Origin of the sequence: Paratissierella segnis (assembly GCF_014385195.1) — a bacterium.
Taxonomy (GTDB): Bacteria; Bacillota; Clostridia; order Tissierellales; family Tissierellaceae; genus Paratissierella; species Paratissierella segnis.
In genome coordinates, this window is record NZ_JACRTG010000030.1 from 1 (window position 1) to 25347 (window position 25347).

At 33.4% G+C, this 25347-nt stretch carries 22 protein-coding genes; 9 read left to right on the forward strand and 13 right to left on the reverse strand.

The genetic code is table 11. The annotated features are described in order from the left end of the window. Window positions 1-142: 142 nt before the first annotated feature. From H8707_RS12585 to H8707_RS12600, 4 genes are all read left to right on the forward strand, one after another. Window positions 143-1675, forward strand: a complete 1533-nt coding sequence (locus tag H8707_RS12585; RefSeq protein ID WP_262430496.1) for a PucR family transcriptional regulator — start codon at window positions 143-145, stop codon at window positions 1673-1675. 57 nt (window positions 1676-1732) lie between these two features. Next, the gene (locus H8707_RS12590; RefSeq protein ID WP_394354675.1) at window positions 1733-1978 is read left to right on the forward strand and encodes a transposase; all 246 of its coding nucleotides are present in this window, start codon (window positions 1733-1735) and stop codon (window positions 1976-1978) included. A 140-nt stretch (window positions 1979-2118) separates the two neighbouring features. After that, window positions 2119-2889, forward strand: coding sequence for a class I SAM-dependent methyltransferase (locus tag H8707_RS12595; RefSeq protein WP_262430497.1), 771 nt, complete (start codon window positions 2119-2121; stop codon window positions 2887-2889). Window positions 2890-2915: 26 nt separating this feature from the next. Beyond that, complete coding sequence (locus H8707_RS12600) at window positions 2916-4238, forward strand: D-serine ammonia-lyase (RefSeq protein ID WP_262430498.1); 1323 nt, start codon at window positions 2916-2918, stop codon at window positions 4236-4238. Between the two features lie 75 nt (window positions 4239-4313). On the opposite strand, the gene H8707_RS12605 is transcribed toward H8707_RS12600, so the two are convergent. From H8707_RS12605 to H8707_RS12615, 3 genes are all read right to left on the reverse strand, one after another. Further along, on the reverse strand, window positions 4314-5333 hold the full coding sequence (locus H8707_RS12605; protein WP_262430499.1) for an aminomethyltransferase family protein: 1020 nt from the start codon (window positions 5331-5333) through the stop codon (window positions 4314-4316). Window positions 5334-5365: 32 nt separating this feature from the next. After that, window positions 5366-6601, reverse strand: a complete 1236-nt coding sequence (locus tag H8707_RS12610) for a hypothetical protein (RefSeq protein ID WP_262430500.1) — start codon at window positions 6599-6601, stop codon at window positions 5366-5368. A gap of 67 nt (window positions 6602-6668) precedes the next feature. Beyond that, on the reverse strand, window positions 6669-7433 hold the full coding sequence (locus H8707_RS12615; RefSeq protein WP_262430501.1) for a glucose 1-dehydrogenase: 765 nt from the start codon (window positions 7431-7433) through the stop codon (window positions 6669-6671). A gap of 253 nt (window positions 7434-7686) precedes the next feature. Between H8707_RS12615 and H8707_RS12620 the strand changes: the two genes are divergently transcribed. Beyond that, entirely contained in the window at window positions 7687-9228 is a 1542-nt protein-coding gene (locus H8707_RS12620; protein WP_262430502.1) for a PucR family transcriptional regulator, read from the forward strand. Between the two features lie 37 nt (window positions 9229-9265). Here H8707_RS12620 and H8707_RS12625 read toward each other — a convergent pair whose 3' ends face one another. Then, window positions 9266-11935, reverse strand: a complete 2670-nt coding sequence (locus H8707_RS12625) for a sigma 54-interacting transcriptional regulator (protein ID WP_262430503.1) — start codon at window positions 11933-11935, stop codon at window positions 9266-9268. Window positions 11936-12264: 329 nt separating this feature from the next. On the opposite strand from H8707_RS12625, the gene H8707_RS12630 reads away from it, so the two are divergent. From H8707_RS12630 to H8707_RS12645, 4 genes are all read left to right on the forward strand, one after another. After that, complete coding sequence (locus H8707_RS12630) at window positions 12265-12627, forward strand: PTS lactose/cellobiose transporter subunit IIA (RefSeq protein WP_262430504.1); 363 nt, start codon at window positions 12265-12267, stop codon at window positions 12625-12627. Between the two features lie 49 nt (window positions 12628-12676). Continuing rightward, a complete protein-coding gene (locus tag H8707_RS12635; RefSeq protein WP_262430505.1) occupies window positions 12677-12985 on the forward strand; it encodes a PTS sugar transporter subunit IIB in 309 nt (102 codons plus the stop codon). An 18-nt stretch (window positions 12986-13003) separates the two neighbouring features. Continuing rightward, window positions 13004-14326, forward strand: coding sequence for a PTS cellobiose transporter subunit IIC (gene celB / locus H8707_RS12640; protein ID WP_262430506.1), 1323 nt, complete (start codon window positions 13004-13006; stop codon window positions 14324-14326). 136 nt (window positions 14327-14462) lie between these two features. Further along, window positions 14463-15545 carry a DUF871 domain-containing protein gene (locus H8707_RS12645; RefSeq protein ID WP_262430507.1) on the forward strand — a complete coding sequence of 361 codons (1083 nt, stop codon included), beginning with the start codon at window positions 14463-14465 and terminating at the stop codon, window positions 15543-15545. 432 nt (window positions 15546-15977) lie between these two features. Here H8707_RS12645 and H8707_RS12650 read toward each other — a convergent pair whose 3' ends face one another. From H8707_RS12650 to H8707_RS12690, 9 genes are all read right to left on the reverse strand, one after another. Next, a complete protein-coding gene (locus H8707_RS12650) occupies window positions 15978-16211 on the reverse strand; it encodes a hypothetical protein (protein WP_262430508.1) in 234 nt (77 codons plus the stop codon). Between the two features lie 103 nt (window positions 16212-16314). Further along, complete coding sequence (locus H8707_RS12655) at window positions 16315-17970, reverse strand: putative manganese-dependent inorganic diphosphatase (protein ID WP_262430509.1); 1656 nt, start codon at window positions 17968-17970, stop codon at window positions 16315-16317. A gap of 90 nt (window positions 17971-18060) precedes the next feature. Continuing rightward, complete coding sequence (locus tag H8707_RS12660) at window positions 18061-18525, reverse strand: hypothetical protein (protein WP_262430510.1); 465 nt, start codon at window positions 18523-18525, stop codon at window positions 18061-18063. A 63-nt stretch (window positions 18526-18588) separates the two neighbouring features. Further along, window positions 18589-19068, reverse strand: a complete 480-nt coding sequence (locus H8707_RS12665; protein WP_262430511.1) for a PTS sugar transporter subunit IIA — start codon at window positions 19066-19068, stop codon at window positions 18589-18591. Window positions 19069-19612: 544 nt separating this feature from the next. After that, window positions 19613-20494, reverse strand: coding sequence for a PRD domain-containing protein (locus H8707_RS12670; RefSeq protein WP_262430512.1), 882 nt, complete (start codon window positions 20492-20494; stop codon window positions 19613-19615). 225 nt (window positions 20495-20719) lie between these two features. Beyond that, window positions 20720-21721, reverse strand: a complete 1002-nt coding sequence (locus tag H8707_RS12675; protein WP_262430513.1) for a Gfo/Idh/MocA family protein — start codon at window positions 21719-21721, stop codon at window positions 20720-20722. A 99-nt stretch (window positions 21722-21820) separates the two neighbouring features. Continuing rightward, on the reverse strand, window positions 21821-23230 hold the full coding sequence (locus tag H8707_RS12680; protein ID WP_262430514.1) for an amidohydrolase: 1410 nt from the start codon (window positions 23228-23230) through the stop codon (window positions 21821-21823). A 147-nt stretch (window positions 23231-23377) separates the two neighbouring features. After that, on the reverse strand, window positions 23378-24358 hold the full coding sequence (locus H8707_RS12685) for an ABC transporter ATP-binding protein (protein WP_262430515.1): 981 nt from the start codon (window positions 24356-24358) through the stop codon (window positions 23378-23380). Continuing rightward, window positions 24358-25344, reverse strand: a complete 987-nt coding sequence (locus tag H8707_RS12690; RefSeq protein WP_262430516.1) for an ABC transporter ATP-binding protein — start codon at window positions 25342-25344, stop codon at window positions 24358-24360. The genes H8707_RS12685 and H8707_RS12690 overlap by 1 nt, the downstream gene beginning before the upstream one ends. Between the last annotated feature and the right edge of the window lie 3 nt (window positions 25345-25347).

The window sequence follows — 25347 nt, forward strand, 5'->3', positions numbered from 1 at the left end:
TAGTAACTCAAATTATAACAGAAAATAGGGGGTCATTGTTTTTATTTTATAAAAAACTCTGTAACCCTTGATAATATAAGGCTTTAATAAAAAAAGAGGGGTGTCTTATTGACACTACCTACTATTCCTAAGGGGTGATCTTATGAAATTAAATACTCATATTATTAAAGAAGACTTATCAAATCTATGGGCTGATTTAAAAATAGAGGATAAAACGGATTTGAATTTACTTGATGTGAAGATTTTAACTGATTTTAATTCTAAGCCTAAAGAAGATATTATATATATTTTAAGCGCTAAGAGTTTAGAAAAATATGATTATAAAGATTATTTTACCGCCATTATTATAACTAATTCTAAATCTTATAATAGTTTTGTTCTTACAAAAAATATTTTTTTTGTCAAAGAAGATTATAATGAAATAGATGTCATGAACAAAGTACAAGATTTATTCAACTATTATAATAGGTGGGAAAATTTAGTTTATGAACATTTGCTTAAAAATGACAGTATTAAAGAAATTCTAAATTTAGGAAAAGAAATCATGGGTAATCCAATTGCACTCTTTGACTCTAATATGTTCTGTATTTCTTTTTCAGGAGAAGAGCTAATACCATATGATGATCCTATTTGGACTGACGTTGTAAAAAAAGGGCATACATCTATTGATTTAATCCCTTTTCTAAAAGATTCTGATTCGGATCTTTATAGTTTTATAAAAACTTCACATAATGCATTTATATATAAGTTCCCAAAAATAGATTGTAACTGTTTACATTGTAATTTGTATAATAAAGAAACAAGATGTGGAAGTATATGTATGACTGAAATAATATCTCCACTGACAACAAAATCGATTAGCTTAGCTAATTACCTTAGTTATATATTATCAGCATCAATGGAGAGACTAACTATATATAGAGACTCTTATTCTGAAATTGAACAAATTTTTATAAGATACATAAGTAATAATCCATATACCGACTCTTATCTCAACCATATATTATCTAAATTTAATTGGTTCGCTACGGATATTTTTAGGGTGCTTGTAATAAAAGGCAATGAAAAAAATAGTACCAGTTGGAATGCAATTTTTCTCTTTCTCAATGAAACATTTAGCTATTGCCAGTCTTTTGAATATAATGATTCAATAGTAATTTTCCAGAACATTACTAGACAAAATAATGATATTCTACTTGAAACCGCGATGTCACCTCTTATAAATAAACTAAATTTATATTGTGGTATAAGCACGGAATTTTCAGAGTTTAAGAAACTAAAAATGTATTATGAACAAGCAGATACAGCATATTCTTTTGGAATAAGTTCCACTACTGATCGTAGAATATTTTATTACCAAGATTATATCTTAGATACTATCTTAAATGTGTTAACAAGTTCAATTAACCTAGAAACTTTGTTAATGCCTGAAATAAAAAAATTAAATGAATATGACAAAGAAACAAATTCAAATTATGTTGATAGTTTATACATATATCTATCAACTGGTAAAAGCTTGAAGAGAAGTTCAAGCAAATTATTCATACATAGAAATACCTTTATATATAGGCTAAATAAAATAATAGAGCTTATTGGAAAAGATAATATTGATAATCCTGACAATACTCTCCCATATCTATTATCCTGTTGGATAATAATAAAATCAATGAGATGAAATTTTGCATTATGCATTTTATTTAACAGTCGTTGTAAATAATTTTGCTCATGTCCACTGTATGATGCTAATCTATCAGCTGAAATGGTATCAAATATTACAAATAGAATATTCCCTATAGTTACAGAATTGAAAAATAGACCACTTAAAAATACTTACTCATTTGTATTCATGGATGCTATACATTACAAGATCTGTGAATATAAACAAATTGTAGTAAAAGCTGCATATGTAGTGATAGGCTATGTCCTAGATATAATTGATAAAGTGAATAACTTGATATATAATCTAATACAAATATAAATTGAAAGAAATTTATAAGAGGGAGTAAATTTATGTATATTTATTTTATTGCATATGGATTGTAACAACTCATAAGAGGTCCTCCTTAAAAGATATTTTATTTTAGATTTTAGTAGTATTTAAAAGGAGGAATATTAAGTATGAAGAGAAGATTAGCAAACAATGAACTGTTTGATTATCTAATAAATATATCAAATGAAAAGTTTGAGGGATGGGATTTTTCATATATAGAAAGAACCGGAAGAATGCAGGAGTTCCCACTGTCTTGGAATTATAGAAATAAAGTAATGAGGGAAAAATACGGAATTTCTTCCTTACTTGATATGGGTACAGGCGGGGGAGAATTTTTATCCACTTTAAGTCCACTCCCTAAATATACTTGCGCTACAGAAGGATATGAGCCTAATATATCTATTGCAAGGAATAGATTGGAACCTTTAGGTGTAAAAATATATAAAGTTGAAGATGATGAAGAACTGGCATTTAATAATGAAACTTTTGAACTCATACTAAATAAACATGAATCCTATTCACCTAAAGAGGTTAGAAGAATTTTAAAGAATAAGGGCATATTTATTACTCAGCAGGTTGGCGGACTAAATGATAAGGAATTAAATGAGATTTTGGGAGCTTCTGAATTTGAATTTATTGATTGGAATTTAAAGGTAGCTATCGCTGAATTAGAAGAGATAGGCTTAAATATATTTGAACAAAGGGAAGATTTGGTAAAAACAAGATTCTACGACATAGGAGCTATTGTATATTATTTGAAGGCCATACCATGGCAAGTACCGGATTTTGCAATAGAAAAATATTTTGACAAATTGTTAAAAATTCATGATATGATTGAAAAATTAGGTTATATTGATTTCACATGCCATAGGTTTTTCATTATAGCTAGTAAAGAATAGATTATAAAAAGGAAGTGGGTGATTATATGCAAAATATACAAAAATGGATTGAAAAAATTCCGGTAATGGAAGATATTGTTGATTTAAAACCAACAGTTTGGATCAATCCTAACAAAAAAACAGATAAAGAAGCTTGGGAAAATATTGATTTTACTGAGAATGATATCTATGAAGCAGATCAAAGATTGAGAAGATTTGCACCTTTATTAACAGAGTATTTTGAGGATACTGAGGAATCAAATGGAATAATAGAATCTCCTTTGAGAAAAATTGAAAAAATGGAACCTTTGTTAAAGGAAACTAGCGATATAAAGGGAAATTTATTTCTAAAAATGGATTCTCATTTAGCAATAGCCGGCTCTATTAAAGCACGCGGTGGTATTTATGAGGTTTTATATCATGCAGAAAAATTGGCATTAGAGAACAGTTTAATTACACTAAAAGACGATTATAGTGAATTAGCAAATGAAAAAAATCGGGAATTTTTTTCAAAATACACTATTCAAGTTGGATCTACCGGAAATTTAGGTCTTTCTATTGGCATTACGTCAGCTGCCTTAGGATTTAATGTAGTTGTTCATATGTCCTCCGACGCTAAACAGTGGAAAAAAGATCTTTTACGTTCAAAGGGAGCAACAGTTGTCGAATATGACGGTGACTTTACAAAAGCAGTAGAACAAGGAAGGATACAATCAGCGAAAGATCCAAACAGTTATTTTGTCGATGACGAAAACTCTGTTACTTTGTTCATGGGATATGCTGTTGCAGCTTTAAGAATAAAAAAGCAGATGGAGGATTTGAATATTAAAGCGGATAAAGATCATCCTGTGTTCTTCTATATTCCATGTGGTGTTGGTGGTTCTCCCGGCGGTGTAACCTTCGGATTAAAAAAAGTCTTTGGAGACAATGCACATGTTTTCTTTGTTGAGCCAACTCATGCACCAAGTATGTTAATTGGAATGGCAACAGGTCTAAATGATAAGGTAAGCGTTCAGGATTTTGGCATCGATGGAAAAACCGAAGCAGATGGTCTGGCTGTAGGAACACCTTCGAGATTTGTAGGTACCATAATGGATACATTGTTAAGCGGCATATTTACCATTGAAGACAAAGAACTGTTTAATTACATGAGAAAATTGAATAAATCTGAAGGAATTCAAATAGAGCCTTCGGCTTGTGCAGCATTTGAAGGAGTAGTCAAGTTATTTGAATATGAATCAGCAAAGAATTATTTAGATAAGTACGATTTAATGGATAAATTAGATAATTCGACTCATATTGCTTGGGCAACGGGCGGTAATTTAGTACCGAAAGAAGTTATGAATACTTATTTAGAAACTTATCTATAATCATTTTATCATCTGAAAATAACTTAATGTATAAAAGGTCATTGAAAACAATGACCTTTTATACAACAACATTTATTAAATAAATTTCCTTTCACTGATAACAGCTTCATAATCCTTGATTTTTATTTTATCACCAATTTTTAAAGCATCCTTTTTTGCTAAAATGTATCCAACGTTTTTGTCCAGCACATAGCTATAATTAAATTTGGATAATCTTCCTATTTCCTCTCCATCTACAATAATAGGATCTCCCGGACCTCCTAAATCTTTTGCATTAAGATGAACATCGTCTTGGTCCATGGTAAATCCAAGCATTTCTCGAGCAGGACCATTTTCCTTTACTTTCAAAAGAGCTTCTTTCCCGATAAAATCCTTATCCCAATCTATTCCGGAATCCAACCCGACTTCTATGGGATTGGTATGAAGAAGATCTCTTAAATAGTAAAATCCGGCTTCTGTAGGTAATGTCCATGCCATAATTTGGAATTCAGTAACTTCTTTTGCTCCAAGTGGCTCACCATGTTTTTTAAGCTCTGCTTCTATTTTCCCGATTTCTTCTGAAGGAAAATAAATTTCATAACCGAATTTTTCTCCGGTAAATCCTCCATAATTAATCTTTACAGGGATTCCATCAATTTTATTATCTTTTATACTGAAAAACTTCTGATCATCTATGTTTTCTTCAACCATTGAATTAATCAATTCTTTTGCTTTAGGTCCTTGGACAGCATACATATGATATTTTTTTGTTATATTAGTATATTGCACTTCATATTCTCCCTTATGCTGATCCAGCCAAGGCTTTAACTTATTCATAAAAAGCGTGGATATCCAAAATTTTTCTTCACCTAATCTAAATACTACTACATCGTCAATTATCTCTGCATTGTCGTTAAGCATGGTAGTATATCTGTCTCTTCCAACTTTTAAATTTGCAATTGGATTTGCATATATCTTGTCAAGAAAGATTGCACTGTCTCTGCCTGTTACCTCCATTAAATGATGAGTCCATAAATACCACCCGGCAGTTTTCCTAACAGCCATATGTTCCGTACGTTTCATATTATCATATTTATATATATTTTTATTGGTCATGATTTCACTCCTTCCTATTTAAACACAAAATCTTAACAGAATTTATCGATTTTCTTTGCTATCTTAATGCGCAGTTTATCAGCCGGAGTATCGTTAGGCTCCTCCCATAAAGACCACTCAGCGCTTACTAAAGTCTTAGTCATCCCATACCACATATATACAAAAGCATCAACGGCCCTTGGTGTATTGAATGTAAGTCTATTTCGATCAATTACATAAATAACCTCTTCATTATTGAAGGCTTCGATTTCATAATCAACTAGCATACATTGCAGAAACATTTCAATATGCGCGCCCATAATACGTCCATCATCAATATCCCTTGGTACGCCAAGCCAATTTCTTAAACCTTCTTTTGCATAAAATTCTCCAAACGCAGCCTTGCCGGATGCTTCAAAAACACATCTAAGTATATGATTTACAAATTTTTCATCGAATTTTTTCTCCGCTATTAATTGCTCAATTGCAGGGAAAATATAGGTAGTTGCAGCAGTAGCCGGCTGTTTATATACACTGCTTGCATCTCTTTCCCAACATGTTCCGTTGCAGAAAGTGTTATTGCACTCTTCACGGAAAACTTGGGATTCTTTAACCATATCTTCTTCCGGTGTATACCTTATTTGATCTTCAGTGGCTATCGGACCAAAGCTTTCCCAAATTTCATGTTCGGGCATAGGATATTTGTCTCGACTCTCAGCTACAATACGGCAATGCGGATCCCCGCACCCTTTGGCCTCAACCATGCAATACTCCAGCTTGGTTCCGGGCTGTAAATGTGTTGCCTGTCCATCTGCAGTTCCCTGCAAGGATTGTGTAGTAGCACGGCACAAATCGGAGCCTACGATATCCCAGTCACAGACATCCAATTCTTTCTCAACACGATATGTTCCAAAATCATTAACCCTTCCGCACATCAATAGAGCATCATCACCTGCATCTCCCGTTAATCCGCCGCCAAAATTGCCCCTGAAAAATGGATGCGAATTTTGTTCATCCATTGCATATGGCCCGTATTGACTGGTAAAGACTTGATACAATCTTTTGTATGCATTATCACTCATAAGTGTTGCTCTCTCCTTATAATCCGGAACCAATATACGAAGTGCTTGGAGAGCTGACGCACTAAAAACTGCATTATATCGAGCAGAATAGTGAATAGCATCTCGATAAGAAACTAATTTCCCCCAAGGAGATCTTGCAGCAGGATTATCAGGAAGCACACCTGACCCAACTTCTCTGGGAATTCTTTCATCAACTTTTTTACTCATAATATCTCTCCTTTCAAAATAATAAATTTAACCATTTAAAACCCCTATTTACATTTATAAAAAATATCTATATAGCTCCCCATCCACCATCTACCAGTAATACTGCACCGCTAACAAATTTTGCTTCATCACTTACAAGGAAAAGTGCTGCATTTGCAATATTTTCCGCTTCACCAACGGCAATTTGACATTTAAGCAAATTTTGGATTCGGCCATATCCATTGGGATTAATAGAAGTCATGGTGCTTCCGATTTCTGTACTTATACCACCGGGTGCAATTGCATTGCATCTGATTTTATCCGGTGCATACATCATAGCTGTATTTGTTGTCAATGCAATCACAGCGGCTTTAGAAGCCACATAAGATGCTCCTGCACTATTGAATCTATACCCGCCTATAGATGCTATGTTTACAATCGCCCCTTCTGTACCTGATTTTTTAAATACATTCACAGCTTTTCTCATGGCGCACATAGGTCCATAGGTATTGACAGCCATCAATCTTTCATACATTTCATCTGTTAAATCTCCGACACCCGACATATCATCCATGATGCCGGCATTATTAATCAAAATATCAAATTTACCAAATTGTTTTACCGCAAAGTCGATCATTGCCTCATTGGTTTCCCGCTTTGAAATATCTCCTACATAGCTAACAAACTTACCGGGTACATCCTTTAATTCTGTTTCCAACGCTTTAAGCCTTTCTTCTCTCCTTGCGACTGCAATTACATTAGCTCCTTCTTGGGCAAAAAGGGTTGCAATCGCTTTCCCCATGCCTGAAGAAGCACCTGTTACAACAACTGACTTGCCAGATAGACGTTCCATATTATTCCTCCCCATTTTTAAATTTTATTAATAATGCACAGGAAAAAATCCCTTCTGTTGATTAAATTATACTATATATAATTATGTGGGATATAGTCTAAATAGTCAGATTATTTATCGGGTTTGGTATACATTTTGTAGACTTTTCAACTATCTGCACAAAAAATATATACAATTTCAACATTTTATTATATAATAATTAATTAATATATTTTTTAAATGTGAAAATATTATAAATTTGAGGGTGTATCACATGAAATTAAATCTTGATATCATTGCTGAAAACTTATCAAAGTCTTATCATATAACGCGTTTGGGGTCAAATGATTTCCGTTGTTTCTATAAACGCCCATTTCTTTATGAGAAAGATTGCGTTTTTGAAAAAGAGCGCATCTATATTGCACCTATTGAATCCTTTAAGCATTTATTTGTCACTAAAGAAATCATTTGCCCTAAAGACATTGCTTTTGTATTCATAGGTGATTATCAATTTGATGAGATATTTACCTCCGTAGATATCCAGATTTTATTTATAGACAATGCTCCAAATTTTATTTCCGTATTTCATGACATACAAAAAATATTTGATAAGTATGATGCTTGGGACTGTTCACTACGGGATGAGTTGGAAAACAGTAATGATATCGATCTTGAAAAAATGTTAAATATGGGAACAGAAATGCTGGAGAACCCTATGTGCGTAACAAATCAAAATTTACAAGTATTATTTGATTCTTATTATTATTTAAAAGAAGACGAACAAGGACAAGCTACTACTACAGAAGGTAAGCGTCATCTATCAATTGATTATTCTATTAAGGTAAAAGAAGTATGTAAAAAAGAACAAAAAATTAAAGCACCATATATTTCCTCTATTCGTATGGAATATCGCGCTTATTGTTTCAATCTTTATCCTCTGGGATATTTTGCCGGATGCATTGCCGTTTCCGAATCAAATAGGGCATTTCGTGACAGTGATTTTGTTATTGCAGACCACTTTTTCGTTTATTTCCAAAAAGCTTTTTTAAAACATTTAAGATATTATCATCCTAAAAAATCTACTTTTGAATTGGCCTTACGTAAAGCATTAAACAAGGAGCCCCTTAATAAAGAAGCGCAAAGGGAATTATCCCCAATGCCCGGAGAATGCTGGGTTTGTTTCAAATTAGAAGAAGTTAATCAAGAGTATATGCCAAAACAGTATATGGCGTCATTACTTAATGCGTTAATGCCCAACATTGTAACCTCCATTCTTTATCATGACACTATAAAAGGCATAATCAGAATATCTGAGAGCCAGGATAATAAGGCTGCAGAAGTTATTGATATGTTCAAATCTCTGTTAAAGCAAATGAACTATGTGGCCGGAATCAGCAGCCCATTTACAGACATACTCCAAATTAATGATTATGTTGACCAAGCTGATTACGCTCTTCACAGAGTTACTGAAAGCAATTGTAAAGACACGATTTATTCCTTTCAGGATCATATTTTGGAATATATGTTGTCTCAATGCATAAAGGATATATCTCTTCCTAATCTATATCCACATGGATTACAGGCTTTAATCGAATATGATAAAAAGAAGCAATCAGACTATGTTAAAACTCTGGATATCTATTTACAAAATGAGATGAATGCAACCAAAACTGCCGAAGCCTTATATTTACACCGAAGCAGCGTTTTGAAACGACTAAAGAAAATTGAAAACCAGTTTGGTATTGATTTGTCCGATTCCAATACCAGACTACATTTGCTAATTTGCCTAAAGCTTTTGAAGATATCTAATAATTAAATTTTAGGCTTATTGCACATCCTAAATTATGCCCCCACTACACCGGGTCATACAAAAAGAATCGCATTACATAACAGATTTCATTATCCGATATTTCCACGCAATATTTATTGCATAAAAATATAAAACACTCCTTAATAGTATTATAGCAATATAGATTTTCATCTATAAATTCATCTTTATCGGGGTATTCAAAAGGAACTTCCCCGCTCTTTAGCTTGCTTATCATAAAAGCAATATGCAAGATTATTCCGATGGTTTTTTCACTTTTTAATTTAATGGAAAGTTCGTTTTCTACTCTGCCTAAAAAATAGCTTATATCATTATAAAGTACCTCTCCATCAAGATTCGGGATATTTTCTTTAAGAATCATCGGCATTTTTATTAAAGTAGTTTTTATATTTATGCTTTCCTGTATTTCATCCATAACATTCATATTTATTACATCATACATATTATACTGTTTAATATCTATATCAAATGAAAATGAAGAAACAATAAATAATATTTCCTTTTCTTCGCGTATTTCATTAATCCTTTGCTTAAAATATTTTTTATCCAAACAATTGAGTGGTATTATTTCAAATATCTCCTTATCGTATTTAAGGTTGTTATCCAAAAAGCTCTTAATCGCTATAGCCCCTCCTTCTCCACTCAAGCATGATACAATAATTGCCACCTTCGCTTTATTTTTTTCTTCTCCTGCCAATGACTTATTCATCTCAAAATATGAATTTACAGCTAAAACCGATTTATAGATTTCATTTAAGGAAAGACCAATCAGCGCTTTCCTCGCAGCTTCCAGTGTATGCAAAGTTGAAACAAGAGGAACTGCTTTCATTGAAACATCAAATTCTTTTTCTATAGTATCCGCAAAAGTAGTAAGGGAGCCCATGTCCACGAGCAAAATATAATTCTTAATCTCCTTATTTTCCGACACGAATTTTCTCAATTCATCCAAAACTTTTAAAGGACTTAAATCTAAGGGTGCATTTATTGCATGAACACATGGCTCCTCCAAAAGTTTATTTACAACATCAGCCATTGATGTAGCAGTTGAATCTCCGTGAGCAATAAGTATAACCTTAACCTTATTGTTTCCGTTCTTAATATGATCTTCAGGAAGAAGAAAAATGGTCAAATAAGCTGCCTCATCTTCGGCTATTTCATGATGTACATAATTTTCTATAATAGCCTTTGCCTTTAAAGCTATTTCAAACTCTTTAGGATACAATTCTTTGATTTTATTTAGCTGAGGATTGGTAATGGATTTATTGTTATAAACTCTATTGATTAAAGTATCTATATGCAAAACCAAACACGTATAGGTATTGCCGCTAAAATTCCTTCCAAGTTCAGTAGCCATATAATAAATAACCCTATCAATTAGATTAAAGTCTTCTTCTCCTATAATGCTCAATAAATTCTTTTTATTTATTTCTTCAGAAACTCCGTTGATGTGTTTCTGAAAATATGACGATATGTCTTTGCCTAAAATGTTTTCTATGGCTATATCCGATATTCCTTGAGATTTTAACCTCTCTAACTTTTGTTCTACAATTTTATATACTCCGTTATCTTCATTCTCAAACTGCTCTTGATTATGATCTATAGTGCTTGAAAACTTAAAAAACTCTATTTCCTCCCCTACCAGCTTATTCCAAAGTGCCCTGTGCTCTTTTTCTTTATAAAGACCTTCTTTTATATATAAAGGTAGATTACCGTTTCTAATTCTCACATCAGGCTTTATATTTGTAAGAAATTCTGAGTAAGCTTTAGCACACACAAGCTGAACATCGCTTTTTAATTGTCCTACATTATTGGGGCAGTCATATGATAAAAATGCCCTCATTGTATTCAACGATACATATATTTCTCTATTTAATCTAAGGCTTTCCTGCTTAAAAAAGCTCTTAATCAGATAAAGCCTTTCTTCCAGAGTTCTTTCCTTTAGAGAAGGAATTTTTATTATTATGGGGATTCTCCTTATAAAAGTTCTTAACAATGTGGAATTTGGATTCTCCGTAGTAGCTGAAATTATAAGTACATCGGATTTTCTTGTCTCCGAATCCCCAATTCGTCTGAAATATCCTGTATCTAAAAATGTAAAAAGTATTTCTTGCCCCTCAGGAGGAAGCCTATGAAGTTCATCTAGGAAAAGAACGCCTCCGTTGGCTTTTTCTATAAGTCCGACCCTATCAACTTCAGCGCCGGTAAAAGCTCCTTTTTTAACTCCAAAGAGCTGGGAAGTAAGCAAATTTGGATTATTGCTATAATCTGCACAATTAAAGACTACAAAGGGAGAATCTTTTTTTCTTATGCTCATTTCTTTAGAATACTCATACATCATTGAAGCAAACATTGATTTTCCAGTTCCCGTATCTCCCAAAAGCATTGAAGGCAGCCCCTTGGGCGGATACAAAATAGCAGCTTTCATCTGTTCTACTACCTTTTTCAAACTTATATTATTCTTAACCAATTGATCGAGTTTACCCTCTTTTTTAGCTGCAGTCTTACTTTTGGCAACAAAAAATAAAACAGGTCTTCCTGAAGATTTATATAATTTCCCTTCTCTTACCAGATTGTTTAACTCATGGCTTACATTAGCCCTGCTCATATTTACAAGAGAGGATATCGTTTTAGTATCAATGCCTCTTTCATCTCCGATTTCTAAAACTTTATTATATATCATGTCTTTTTTAGCCACGAATTGATCCCCCTTTCTAATCTAAAAATCATATCCAATACATAAAACTTCATCTTAAAAAGATTATATCATAGTTTTATCCTTCCATAATGTGTTTAATTCACTTAAACGCTAGTTGTTTAAGTGTTTAGAATGTCAAACACTAGTATATTTAATCAAGCATTATTTTTTAATATATATTTAAACCTGCAAATGCAATATATGCACAACAAATAAATTAAAATTAGTGTTTGGTACAAAAAATGCATTTAAATCTTAATAGATAAACATAGAAAAATATTTTTATTAATTTGTCTTAGATTAAAATTCACATAATGGAGGAATTGTCTATGGAAAAAAAAGCTAATTCTGTTGAGGCTAAATTCAACGAAGAATATATATTCAAATTAATAAGTCTCTCCGGTGATGCCAGAAGTAACATATATGGAGCATTTGAATCGGTTAGAGACAATGAGTATGAAAAAGCAGAAAAATATTTAAAAAGAGCTGACGAATATATCATAGAAGCTCATAATCTGCAAACCGATTCCATTCAAAAAGAAGCTCAAGGAATCTATATGGAAATAAATCTATTGACTATTCATGCTCAAGATCATCTGATGACCACCCTTCTAGCCAAGGATATGATCAAATACATGATAGATATGCAAAAAGAAATCAATGAACTGAAGAAAAACAGCAAAGAGAAGTAACGCTAACAAGATGGCGCAGTTATTATGAATTCAGAAAGGGGGTGAATCAATGAAAAGAATTGCTTTGTTTTGTTCTGCAGGAATGTCAACAAGTCTGTTGGTAACTAAAATGCAAGAAGCAGCAAAAAAAAAGGGACTGGACGTATCAATTGAAGCCTTTCCTGAAGTTAAAATGGAAAAGCTTATAGATGACTTGGATCTGGTGCTTCTAGGTCCGCAAATAAGGTATGCATATAAAAGAGCCCAAAAATTATGTGCCGAAAAAGGAATTCCGGTAGATGTAATCAGCTCCGTAGACTATGGTATGGTAGATGGGGAAAAAGTACTGGAAAAGGCAATGAAAATGATGGAAAAATAAATATAAGGAGGATTAGTTATGAGCAAAAAGATGGAATCATTTGAGAACAAATTAATGCCAGTGGCAGATAAATTAGCAAACAACCGATATTTACTCGCAGTACGTGACGGATTCATGCTGACTATGCCTTTACTTATAATCGGTTCCATATTTATGTTACTTGCTTATTTGCCTATTAATGGATACGATGCATTTATGGCAAGAACATTTGGAGAAAATTGGATGAGTTTCTTTTCAGTAGCCTACAATACAACCATGTCCGTAATGACAATATTTGTAATACTAGGTATCTCGGGAAGCTTATCGGATTATTATAAATTAGAAAAGCTAAATACTGCAGTTATATCTCTTGTAGCATTTTTTGTATTGACGCCTTTTGTTACAAGTTTTACGCCGGAGGGAATGAATGAGTCATTTAACGTTACAGGTATAATCCCAACGGAATGGATGGGTACAAAAGGGTTATTTGTAGGAATTCTTGCAGCTATACTTTCAACTGAAATAGTAAGATGGGTAATTAAAAAAGGATGGGTAATCAAAATGCCGGCAGGAGTTCCTTCTGCAGTCGGAAAGGCTTTTTCATCTTTAATTCCGGCTACAATTACTATAATAGTTTTCGATATAATAAGATTAATATTCACATTTACTCCTTTTGGAACAATACACAATTTCATATATACCATTTTACAACTACCTCTTACGTCTTTAGGAGACACTTTGGGCGCTGCCTTGATTGCTAATTTCTTTGTAGGACTATTTTGGATATTTGGAATAGTAGGTGCGGACATCGTACAATCTGTAATGAATCCAATTTGGATAGCCTTAGCGGCAGATAATCTTGCTGCATATCAAGCCGGAAGTGAACTTCCTCATATTATAACCCAGCAATTTAATCAGATATATTTGTGGATGGGAGGAGGAGGCGCAACATTGGGATTGTGCATTGCAATACTGCTTGTATGTAAATCAGAACAATGCAAAAAACTCGGTAGGCTTTCAATTTTCCCGGGGATATTCAATATAAATGAGCCTTTAATGTTTGGATTGCCTATAGTTTTAAATCCAATGATGTTAATTCCGTTTATAATAACTCCCTTAGCATTATGTCTATTATGCTATGGTTCAATGGCTATAGGACTTGTCCCTAAACCAAATGGTATATTGGTTCCGTGGACAACACCTCCGATAATAGGCGGTTTCCTTGTCGGAGGTATAAGGGGAGCCTTATTGCAACTTGTAGGATTGATTGTATCATTCTTTATTTATCTACCTTTTATAAAGACTGTTGATAAACAATATCTTGAACAAGAAAAATCCTATAAGACAGCTCCCCAAAAATAAATTAAAATAATTAGCATTCAGGTGACTTTCGCACAGTCACCTGAATGTCTTTTAAAAGATTAACGAGAATTAATCTTATGTTTTATTATAACTAAAATCTCGCTTTTTGTCGAATTAAAAAAATGGAGGAATTATTATGAAAAAAATCGGATTTTCCGTATATCCTGCTCATGTAAAATTGGATGAAAACTTAAAATATATTGATAAAGCGGCTAAATACGGATTTATGAGAGTATTCACATGCCTTCTTTCCGTTAAAGGAGATAAGGAAAAAATACTTGACGAATTTAAAAAAACAGTAGCTAATGCCAACAAATACAAAATGGAGGTTATAGCGGATATAAATCCTGAGGTATTTAATTATCTGGAAATAAGCTATGATGACTTAAGTATCTTTAAAGATATGGGACTTTATGGGATAAGGTTGGACAATGGATTCACAGGAATGGAAGAGTCCATAATGACTTTTAATAAATTTGGATTGAAAATAGAATTAAATATGAGTGCAGGAACAAAATATGTGGATAACATATTCAGCTTTCAACCTAATTCGGAGAATATTCTGGGATGCCACAATTTTTATCCTCACAGATATTCTGGTATAGGATACGATCATTTTATGAGATGTAATGAGCAGTTCAAAAAATACAATATAAGAACGGCCGCATTTGTCTCATCGAAAAATGCCGATTATGGGCCATGGCCTGTAAGTGAAGGATTGTGTACATTGGAAGAGCATAGAAACCTTCCTATAGAAGTTCAGGCAAAGCATTTGTTTGCTACAGATTTAATTGATGATGTAATAATTGCAAATGCATTTGCCTCTGACGAAGAATTAAAAGCTTTAAGCAGTATTGATCCATATATGCTTAGCCTAAAAATTGAAATGGAAAATAGAATCCCTGATGCTCAAAGAGACATGATTTTTAACAATATTCATTTCAATAGGGGAGATATATCCGAATATATGATAAGATCCAGCAGATATAGAGTATCACCGGATACTCCCGGCTTTGAGCCCTTTAATACAAGAGCCGTCAAAAGAGGAGATATAACAATAGATAATTCTCTTTATCAAAATTACACAGGGGAGCTTCACATTGCATTAAAAAATATGGACAACGACGGAAAGACAAATGTAGTAGGACATATACCGGAAGAAGAAATATTTCTAATTGACTATATAAAACCATGGCAAAAGTTTAAATTTAATCTTTAAGGAAATTACTATAATTTTAGGATGATTGCAGTAGAGCCATATATCGTTTTCTATAGATTTATTGATGATATAGTCTATATTTATGAATACTTCATGGAGCTCGTGATTATATAGAAGCACTTAAATCAAGTGAGGACTAACTTAGCTATGGAAAATAATGTGAAAGGGTCACTGGGATTAGTAGTCCCCAGTGACCTTATTTATCCAATTTTATTGCTCCTGATTTTATAAGAGCATATTTTGCGCTAATTGGTCCAATAAGCTCATATAAAACAGATGATGAAAGTATTATCGATAACAACATATTACCAATTTCCACCGGATGAATCCGCTGTGCTAAAAATGCCAGACCTATGGAGACTCCTGCCTGTGGAATAAGCGCTACCCCTAAATAGTTCCTAATATTCTTTTCAGCCTTAACAAATTCGCACCCTAAGAAAGCACTATATCTCCTATAAAACTCATTTTATCTGCCAATTCTTGTGTTATAATATTTAGGAAATAAGGTCCTACGATAATACCTGCAATTATATAACAAGTTACATTTGGTAAAGATAATATCTTTGTGAGACGTGTCAATATAAATCCGGCTGTAAACATCACTGATAAAGAAATCAATGTTACCGAAACACTATTTAATTGGAATTGATTTAAATCTAAAGCCATAACATCACCACTCTGTATTTAATTTTGAGATTTAAAAATTATTCCTCCATTAAAAAACATCCCCTATTCTTAGATTAATTAAAGAATACGGGATGCTAATGTTTTACCCAATCATATTATGGATATTTGATAACATATTTGTTATAGGCGGTATTACTTGTTTCTTCCTGGATACTACTCCCGGAGCAAAGAAAGAGTGGTTCTCCAATGTCTTATCAAATGCTTCTGCAATTAAATCCTTATTGTGCCCTACTACTACCATTTCAGAAGATTGGTCAAATATATCCGTAAGCATCAAAATAAATACGGAATAATCATATTCCCTTGCTCTCTCTTCCATCAACTTCAACAGGTCATCCTTCATTTCCCCTAAACTATCCGGGTCCATAGTATATACTTGGGCAATACCTATTTTATCTCCACCAACTGTGAATAATTTTAAATCTTGTGCAAGTAGCTCTTGAGGGGTTTTACCTACAAGAGATGTCCCTGCTTTAAACATTTCTATGGAAAATTTGTCGATATCCAGATCTGCTATTCTTGCTAATCTTTCTAGCATAATCTTATCTACATTTGTAGATGTAGGAGATTTAAATAGAAGGGTATCCGATATAATAGCCGCTGCCAAAATTCCTGCGGTTTTCTTAGATGGTCTTCTTCCATTCTCAAACATAATAGAAGCAATAATGGTTGAAGTGCTTCCAACAGGTTCATTTCTAAAATATATCGGATTACCCGTAAATACGTCAGCTACTCTGTGATGGTCTATTATCTCTAATATTTCACATTCTTCTAATCCATCTACTGATTGGCTTCTTTCGTTATGGTCAACTAATATGACTTTCTTTTTCATACTGGAGATCAAATGATACCTTGATATCAGTCCTATCACTTTGTTTTCATCGTTTAAAACCGGATAGGATCTATATCTTGTTTGGGACATTTTAACCTTTACATCATCTACCAAATCATCAAGTGCAAATATGACTAAATCTTCTTTTGTCATTGCATAATTAAGAGGTATGGATTGTGTTATGAGCCTTGAAGTAGTAAATGTATCATATGGGGTTGAGATTACCGTAATCCCTTTTTCCTCGCCAATCTTTATCAAGTCTTCATCAATTTGTGAGTTCCCTGTTACTATTAACAGGGATATATTGCTGTTTACAGCTATTTCTTGAACATCTCTCCTGTCCCCGCATATTGCTATATCATTGTCCTCTATGAAATCAGTTATTGAATCGGGTTCCATTGCCAAAACCAAAACCTTACCTATAAACGGTCTGATTTCTTCAGGCATAATAATAGGATTTGCTGATAATGTATCTATTATATTATCAATTGTCACACCGGATTTTCCAAGTATAGCATTATCCCAAACATCTATATAGGATTGAATAATATCCGAAATCGTAGCAATGCCAACTATTTGGTCATTTTCATCTGCAACAGGCAGGCTATGCAAATTGTTCGTGTCCATTAGGTTAAGTGCCATCCGAAGCGATATATCAGGACTAACCGGTGGTATTATATCAAAATCTAAATCCTCTACACTTTGCCTTACGGTCTCTATAAGAGCCGGTGCTTCAACTCCAAAATAATCCAATATAAATTTTGTTTCCCTATTTAATTCTCCAAGTCTTACCGGTATAGCATTTACTTCTCCGGTTCCGTTTTTATATTCAGCATATGCTATTGCTGCGCATATGGAATCGGAATCAGGATTTTTATGCCCAGTTATATATACTGTATCCTTCATTTTATTCCTCCCAACAATCATTGTACGGATATTATACCACAATATCTTTGATTTTAGGAAAAAATATAGGGTCATATCATGAATTATCAATCATTCTATATCTGAATTTACACCACTTAATATAACTATTACAGTGGATTTAAAATTCTCCTCATTTGATGCAATTATATGCAATTTGATATTGTAATTGTTCTTTTTGCCATTAAATTCATATGCATTGATTTTTTCATGAAGGTTTATATCATCATCATCGCTAAATAGCAATTCATAATGATCATATAATTCCTGCGGTTCTGTATTAGAATAATAATATACTTGATAATAATTTTCCCCTGCGAAAATCCCTCGTTCCACTCTATCAACTGCATATAAAGGAACTATGTCCTCCGGAAAGTCCTCTGGTGTTGTCTTACTCAACATGGGCTCAGGTTTTGAATCCCCGCTATTTACTATATCTTTATCTTCCTTTTTCTCAGGCTTAGTAGTTTGAGGAGTACAGCCTACAATTAATGATAAGACTAATATTATAAGTATAAAAGAATTAAACTTTTTCATTATATCCTCCTTAATCTCTTAGTACTTATATTATTTAATATTAGTCTAGATTTTATCCAGTAGTTACATTTTAATCTCCATTATTACATCTTTATTTTTTTTCACATCTCCATTGATTTTTGAAAATTCTTTTACTTTGTCCATATTGGTTATCAGTATTGGAGTTATTGTAGATTTAGCATTTTTATTTATATAATCTAAATCCACTTCCAATAATTTATCTCCGCAATACACCCTGTCGCCTTGTGATACAAAGCTCTTGAAACCATTGCCATTTAATACTACTGTATCAATTCCAATATGAATCAATATTTCTAATCCTTCGTTTGTTTCAATACCTATTGCATGTTTTGTCGGAAATATCTGGACTATCTTCCCGTCACATGGCGACAATATTTCATTATCAGACGGTTTTATTGCTAAACCATCTCCAATCATTTTACTCGCAAAAACCTCATCCGGAACATCCTCTAGCTCTATTATTTCTCCAGTCATTGGTGCCAATAGTTTAACGTTTATTTCCTTTTTAAATAGATTTAACATTTATGTCCTCCTATCTATTTACAGACTTTATTTCTGTAAGTATATTTTTACCTTTATAGTTAAAATTATCTTTATCTAAATTTTTTTCAATATCACAATCTCTTTTATTATACCCTCCTTTACTGAATTTTTGAACTCAAAAAACTAAATACTATTATATTTAATTTTTTCAACTCAAAATAAATAATCTTAAAAATCGGGTGGGTTTCCCCACCCGGCTTTCATTTAACTTAAATTTTTTGCTTTCCTCATCTTTTCTATTTCATCTGCAACAAATTGAACTTGATGTCCAACGATTACATACAAGCTCTTCACCCAATACCACTGATATTTGCTACCTCAAAATAAAATACTGAATTTAATGCATGATGCAATCCCAGTATTACTATTGGCACCAACCTTTTACCACTGAAAAAACCAGTGCATCCATGAGTTTGACATAACTAAATCTATTATACATAGCTGCAGACAACCATCTGAAAGCTTTAAGAAAAGTCGATTTTTTGACAAAATACAGTTTCACAATAATTTCCACATAATGGGTTCATTTCTTATTTGACTCGGTAACATTACGCTTCATCAATTTTTTTGTTTCATTTATTCTCTCAATATGAAATGCTAAATACCCTAATTCATCATCCGGTACATCTACATTCTTCTCTTTTTTTATATATTCGCCTATCTTTCCGGCTACGGCAAACGAGTATTTAAATTGCTCCTTAATACTGTCCAAAAGTGGATTTTCTATGTATTTTTTCTCATCAAGCCTTTGTATTGACAATCTAAGATGGTTTATCAATCGCGTATATATTAAGTCCCCATTATCAATAGTAACGGATAGTTCATTTTCAATTAACTCGATAATATCCTTAATGAGTTTTGTATCCTTTAAGGTTTCATTTACTTTTTTATTTTGTCTTGCAGAATGAAAATGAAGAGTAATAAATCCAATTTCCGATTCAGAAATCTCTACATCGAGCCGGTCCTTAATAATTTCAGCTGCCATCAATCCAACCCTAAATTCTTCCGAGTATAAGGCTTTTATTTCATATATAAACGGATTTGATATTTCCATTCCCATTTTAATTCTATCAAGGGCAAAACCAATATGATCTGTTAATGCTATATGAATATGGGAATTTAATCGCCCCAAGTTTTCCTCTGCTAAGGCTATGATTTCTTCACTTACACCCAATACATTGCTATTCATCTGACTAATAAGTTGAAAATATTCGGTTTTGGTCTTTTCATCATATGCAATGAAGGACTTTTCTATATCACTTTCTGATAAAATGACTTTTTTCCCATCCTTTTTGCCAAAGCCTATGCCTTTGCCAACCAGAACAAGTTCCTGATTCGAATTTTTATCAGTTACCAAGATAACATTATTATTAAACACTTTTGAAATTCTATATTTCCTATCCATTGTCATACCCCCAAAGGAAAATATTTAAAAAGGCATAAACCTATATATGATAATACAATTCCATATATAGGTTTATGCCTGATTGTCATCAGTAACACACCTTTTCCGGATAATGTTAACTCTGATGTTTTATATTATTCATGTTAAGGATAAGATTAACATATAAATTGGCGATATGTCAACAGTCTATTTTTTGCTCTTAAAATCAAAAATATCAACATATAATCACTTTGTTACAATACTTCCTTTATCTGCTTCAAATATTATACCTGCGTTTCTTCTTGCAACAGTAGCAATTCTAATTACTGCCTTTGTATGTTCCAGTAGTTCATAACATGTTTCATATTCTTGCTCCTCATAAATCCTTTTAAATTCGACTATTTCGTAATACAATATGTTCTCTTTGTCCTGAATATCATATCTTTCTGTTTTCCCATCATTCAATATTAATCTAAAGCCAGCACATCCATTCGAACCTTTCTCAACATAAATATATCCTTTTTCTCCCTGAATTTGAACAAAGTTTTCTCCTAAAACATCTTTGCATCCAATACACGTAGAAATAAAATCCGGATATTCAAGGATTAGGATCCCAGATGTATCAATGCCATTTTTATGTTTATTGGCAAAATAGGATATATTTTGGGGATCCCCAAATATCCCCAAGATAAAGTGTATATTGTATATATTTATATCCATCAGCGCGCCCCCGGAAAACTTCCTATTAAATACATTGGGTGTTTCGCCTGCCAATAATTGGTCATATCGACTAGAATATTGGCTGTAATTTGATTGTATTATTTTAATGTTTCCCAGCCTTTTAACATTATCTTTTACAAGCTTATAATTAGGAAGATGAATCGTTGTAATCGCCTCAAACAAGAACAATTTCTTTTTTTTGGCTACATTTATAAGATTAACAGCTTCAGCAAATGAAGATGTAAATGGTTTTTCACAAATTACATTTTTACCGCTTTCCAATGCTTTTAATGAATGTTCATAGTGAAAACTATTAGGGCTTGCTACATATATAAAATCAATATTTATATTATTTAACATTTCAAATAAATCTGTATAGACAGTTTGTATCTTGAATTCATTTGCTAAATGCATTCCTTTTATTCCATCCCTTGAATACAACGCAACACAATCTACTCCATCTATATCTGAAATTGCATCTAAAAATCTCCTTACTATTCTCCCAGTTCCAATTATTCCAATTTTCATAGTCCTTCCACCCCATGTTACATTGTGTTCATATTGCTAATAATATTCCAGAAAACCTTATGATATCAATTTATGCTAATTTCCTGCCCGAATAATTTACTATTCTAATATACTTTCTGGATATACTTTACCCTTTATTCTTTTCTCATATTCTTCACGTACACTTTGTAATGAACAAGGATCTGTTAATAATTCAATCCCACTTAATGCCATCACTTTGGCTGCAGTAAGCATACCATTATAGCAAAGTTGTGTTTTGCCTTGTGTTGTCACTTGCCAGCAATGACCCGGTGTATCTTTTGCATAACATGCAGTTGTAACTTGAGCTACTGGAGTAAACCAACTTACATCACACACATCTGTTGAGCCTAATTTAGATACCTCAATAGGGACATACGGATAAATGATATCATTAATATCCTTGTCCTTAATTTGAGGAATAAGTGTTTCGGCAACATCTCCATAGAGCATGCGTAATGCTGAGAAAGTCATTCCCTCCGCATTGGGCGGCAAGGTATTCCGCAATTCTTTTGCATAATCAAGATCATCTTTTGTAAAAGGTGTAGGTCCCACATCCAAAAAATGCTTATATAAAATCTTTTCCAAAGCACGATTAGGTATTAGTTCACTTGTACCAAATTCGGTTACATATGTCATGGTAGTTCCGGTCATCTTTGCAGCGCCTTCTGCAACCTCTACCAAACGAGTGAAAATATGATTTACTGACTCCTTTGTCCTAGCACGCAACAAATATATCACAGATCCATGTGCAGGAATAGCATTGGGTGCAATACCCCCTGCATCAACTACCGCATAATTTATATAACTATGTGATTCAATGTGCCCGCGTAAATAATTTGCTCCTACATTCATCAACTCTATTGCCTCAAGTGAACTGCGCCCTATAACAGATTGTCCTGGAGCAGCAGCCGGGGTTCCTTCAAAATTGAACACTACACTCTTAGAAGCTAAGAAATTCATTGACCAAATGTTATTGTCATCTGTAGGATGCCATGTTATAGCAGCATCAACATCATCAAATGCTCCTGATACAGCCATAACCTGTTTTCCTTTTCCTCCTTCTTCCGCAGGACATCCATAATATCTCACTGTGCCACCTTTACCGCTTTTTTCTAAGTAGTTTTTTACCGCCAGTGCTGCACCAAGCGAAGCTGTTCCAAGCGCATGGTGTGCACAACCGTGTCCAGCTCCCCCTTCAACAATTGGTTGTCTATATGTTTTACATGGCTCCTGACTCAAACCCGGCAAAGCATCATATTCACCCAAAAATGCAATCACCGGTTTCCCCTTACCCCAACTTCCGATAAAGGCGGTTTCAAGACCTGCTACTGTACTTTCGACAACAAACGAATTTTCTTTAAGAGCATTCTCTAAAATTGCTGAAGAACGGTATTCTTCATTTTTAGTTTCTGCAAAATCCCATATTTTGCTTGCAATGCTTATAAGTTCTTCTCTCCTAGAGTCTATAAATTCTATTGTTTTATCCATAATGCTCAATCCCCCATTCATTAAATACAAATTAATTTACTCATTTATAATATTAAACAATCATTGTATAAAACAAGCCATCTCATTATATTAACTTCATAGCATTATTTTATGAACCATTTATATAATCTTTAAAACACATATAATCTACTTATAAAGCAAGCATGATACATAATGATCTCGTTCTACCTCAATCATCCTATTCAACATATCTGTTTTATCGCAATCCTTTCTAACATTGGGGCATCGTGTATGAAATCGGCAACCACTTGGAGGATTTGCCGGTGATGGGATATCGCCCTCAAGGATAATTCGATTTATTGGTATGTTAGGATTTGCTATAGGTATAGCAGACATTAAAGCCTTCGTGTATGGATGTAAAGGGTTATTAAACAGTTGATTTTTTGATGCCAACTCAACAATTGTACCTAAATACATCACACCTACCCTATCGCTAATGTGTCGTACCACACTTAAGTCATGGGATATAAACAAATATGTCAGTCCAAGATCCTTTTGAAGATTCCTGATTAAATTGAGTACCTGAGATCTTACAGATACATCAAGCGCGCTTACAGGTTCATCAAGAAAAATAAACTCGGGATTCATGATGAGTGCCCGTGCTATGCTGATTCTCTGTCGTTGTCCACCAGAAAATTCATGAGGATATCGATTAGCTGCATCCGATTCAATACCAACCAATTCAAGCATTTGTTCGACACGAGACTGTAATTTATTCCTAGATAAACTACTTTCATGGATTCGTAGTGGTTCTGCTATAATATCTTCGACTAACATTCTTGGATTTAAAGAAGCAAACGGGTCTTGAAATACAATCTGCATTTGCTGTCGCATACTCCTTAATTTTTTAAAGTCCATATTGGTCACATCCTCACCTTTAAATAGGACATGTCCACCAGTAGGCTTAATAAGTCCTAATATACTGCGCCCTAATGTACTCTTACCACAACCGGACTCTCCTACAATTCCAAGGGTTTCCCCTTGATCTATGGATATATTTATATGATCTACAGCTTTTACTTCTCCAACTTTTTGTCGTAAAACTCCCTTATTGATGGGGAAATAGGTACATAAATCTTGTACTTCCAGCAATCCTTTATCACTCATCATGATTCACCTCCCTCTTGCTCATATAACCAACAACTAACACTATGATCGTTCCCTACCTGTATACTCTTTGGCTGTAATTGTTTGCAAATCGGTAATGTATGCTGACATCTCGGGCCAAACTTACATCCGCTAGGCATATTACTTATACTTGGAACAATACCCGGAATTGTATTTAGTACATCCACATCTCGATCTAAACTAGGAATAGATGAAAGAAGCCCTTTAGTGTATGGATGTTTTGGATAATTGAAAATTTGATATTTATCTGCAAATTCAATAACATTACCAGCATACATGATTGCTATATTATCACACATTCCCATTACTACACCCATATCATGTGTAATAAGTATGATCGACATTTGTAATTTTCTCTGCAATTGTTTCATCAGCTCCAATATTTGTGCCTGTATTGTCACATCAAGCGCTGTTGTGGGCTCATCAGCTATAAGTAGCTCTGGCTCACATGAAAGTGCCATAGCAATCATTACACGTTGTCTCATCCCCCCAGAAAGCTGGTGTGGATACTCCTTCATGCGTTGTTCTGGAGATGCAATACCTACCATATGCAGCATTGAAACTGCATAATCATAAGCATCTTTTCTGCTGCATCTACGATGTAAACGTATTGGGCTTATTAATTGATATCCAATAGTAAAAGAAGGATTAAGCGAAGTCATTGGTTCCTGAAATATCATTGAAATTTGATTGCCACGAATCTGCTGCATCTTCTTTTCATTCAGTTTTAGCAGATCTTGTCCATTTAATAGGATTTCACCCTGTGTGATCATTCCTGAGTGTGGCTGAATCAACTGCAAAATAGATAATGCTGTCACGCTTTTGCCACAACCCGATTCACCCACTATACCCAACGTTTCGCCTTTCTTAATGCTAAAATTTACGTCGTTTATAGCACTTACAATTCTTTTATCCTTGCTATAAAAACAAGTCTGCAGATTCTTAACCTCCAATAGCTTCGACATATA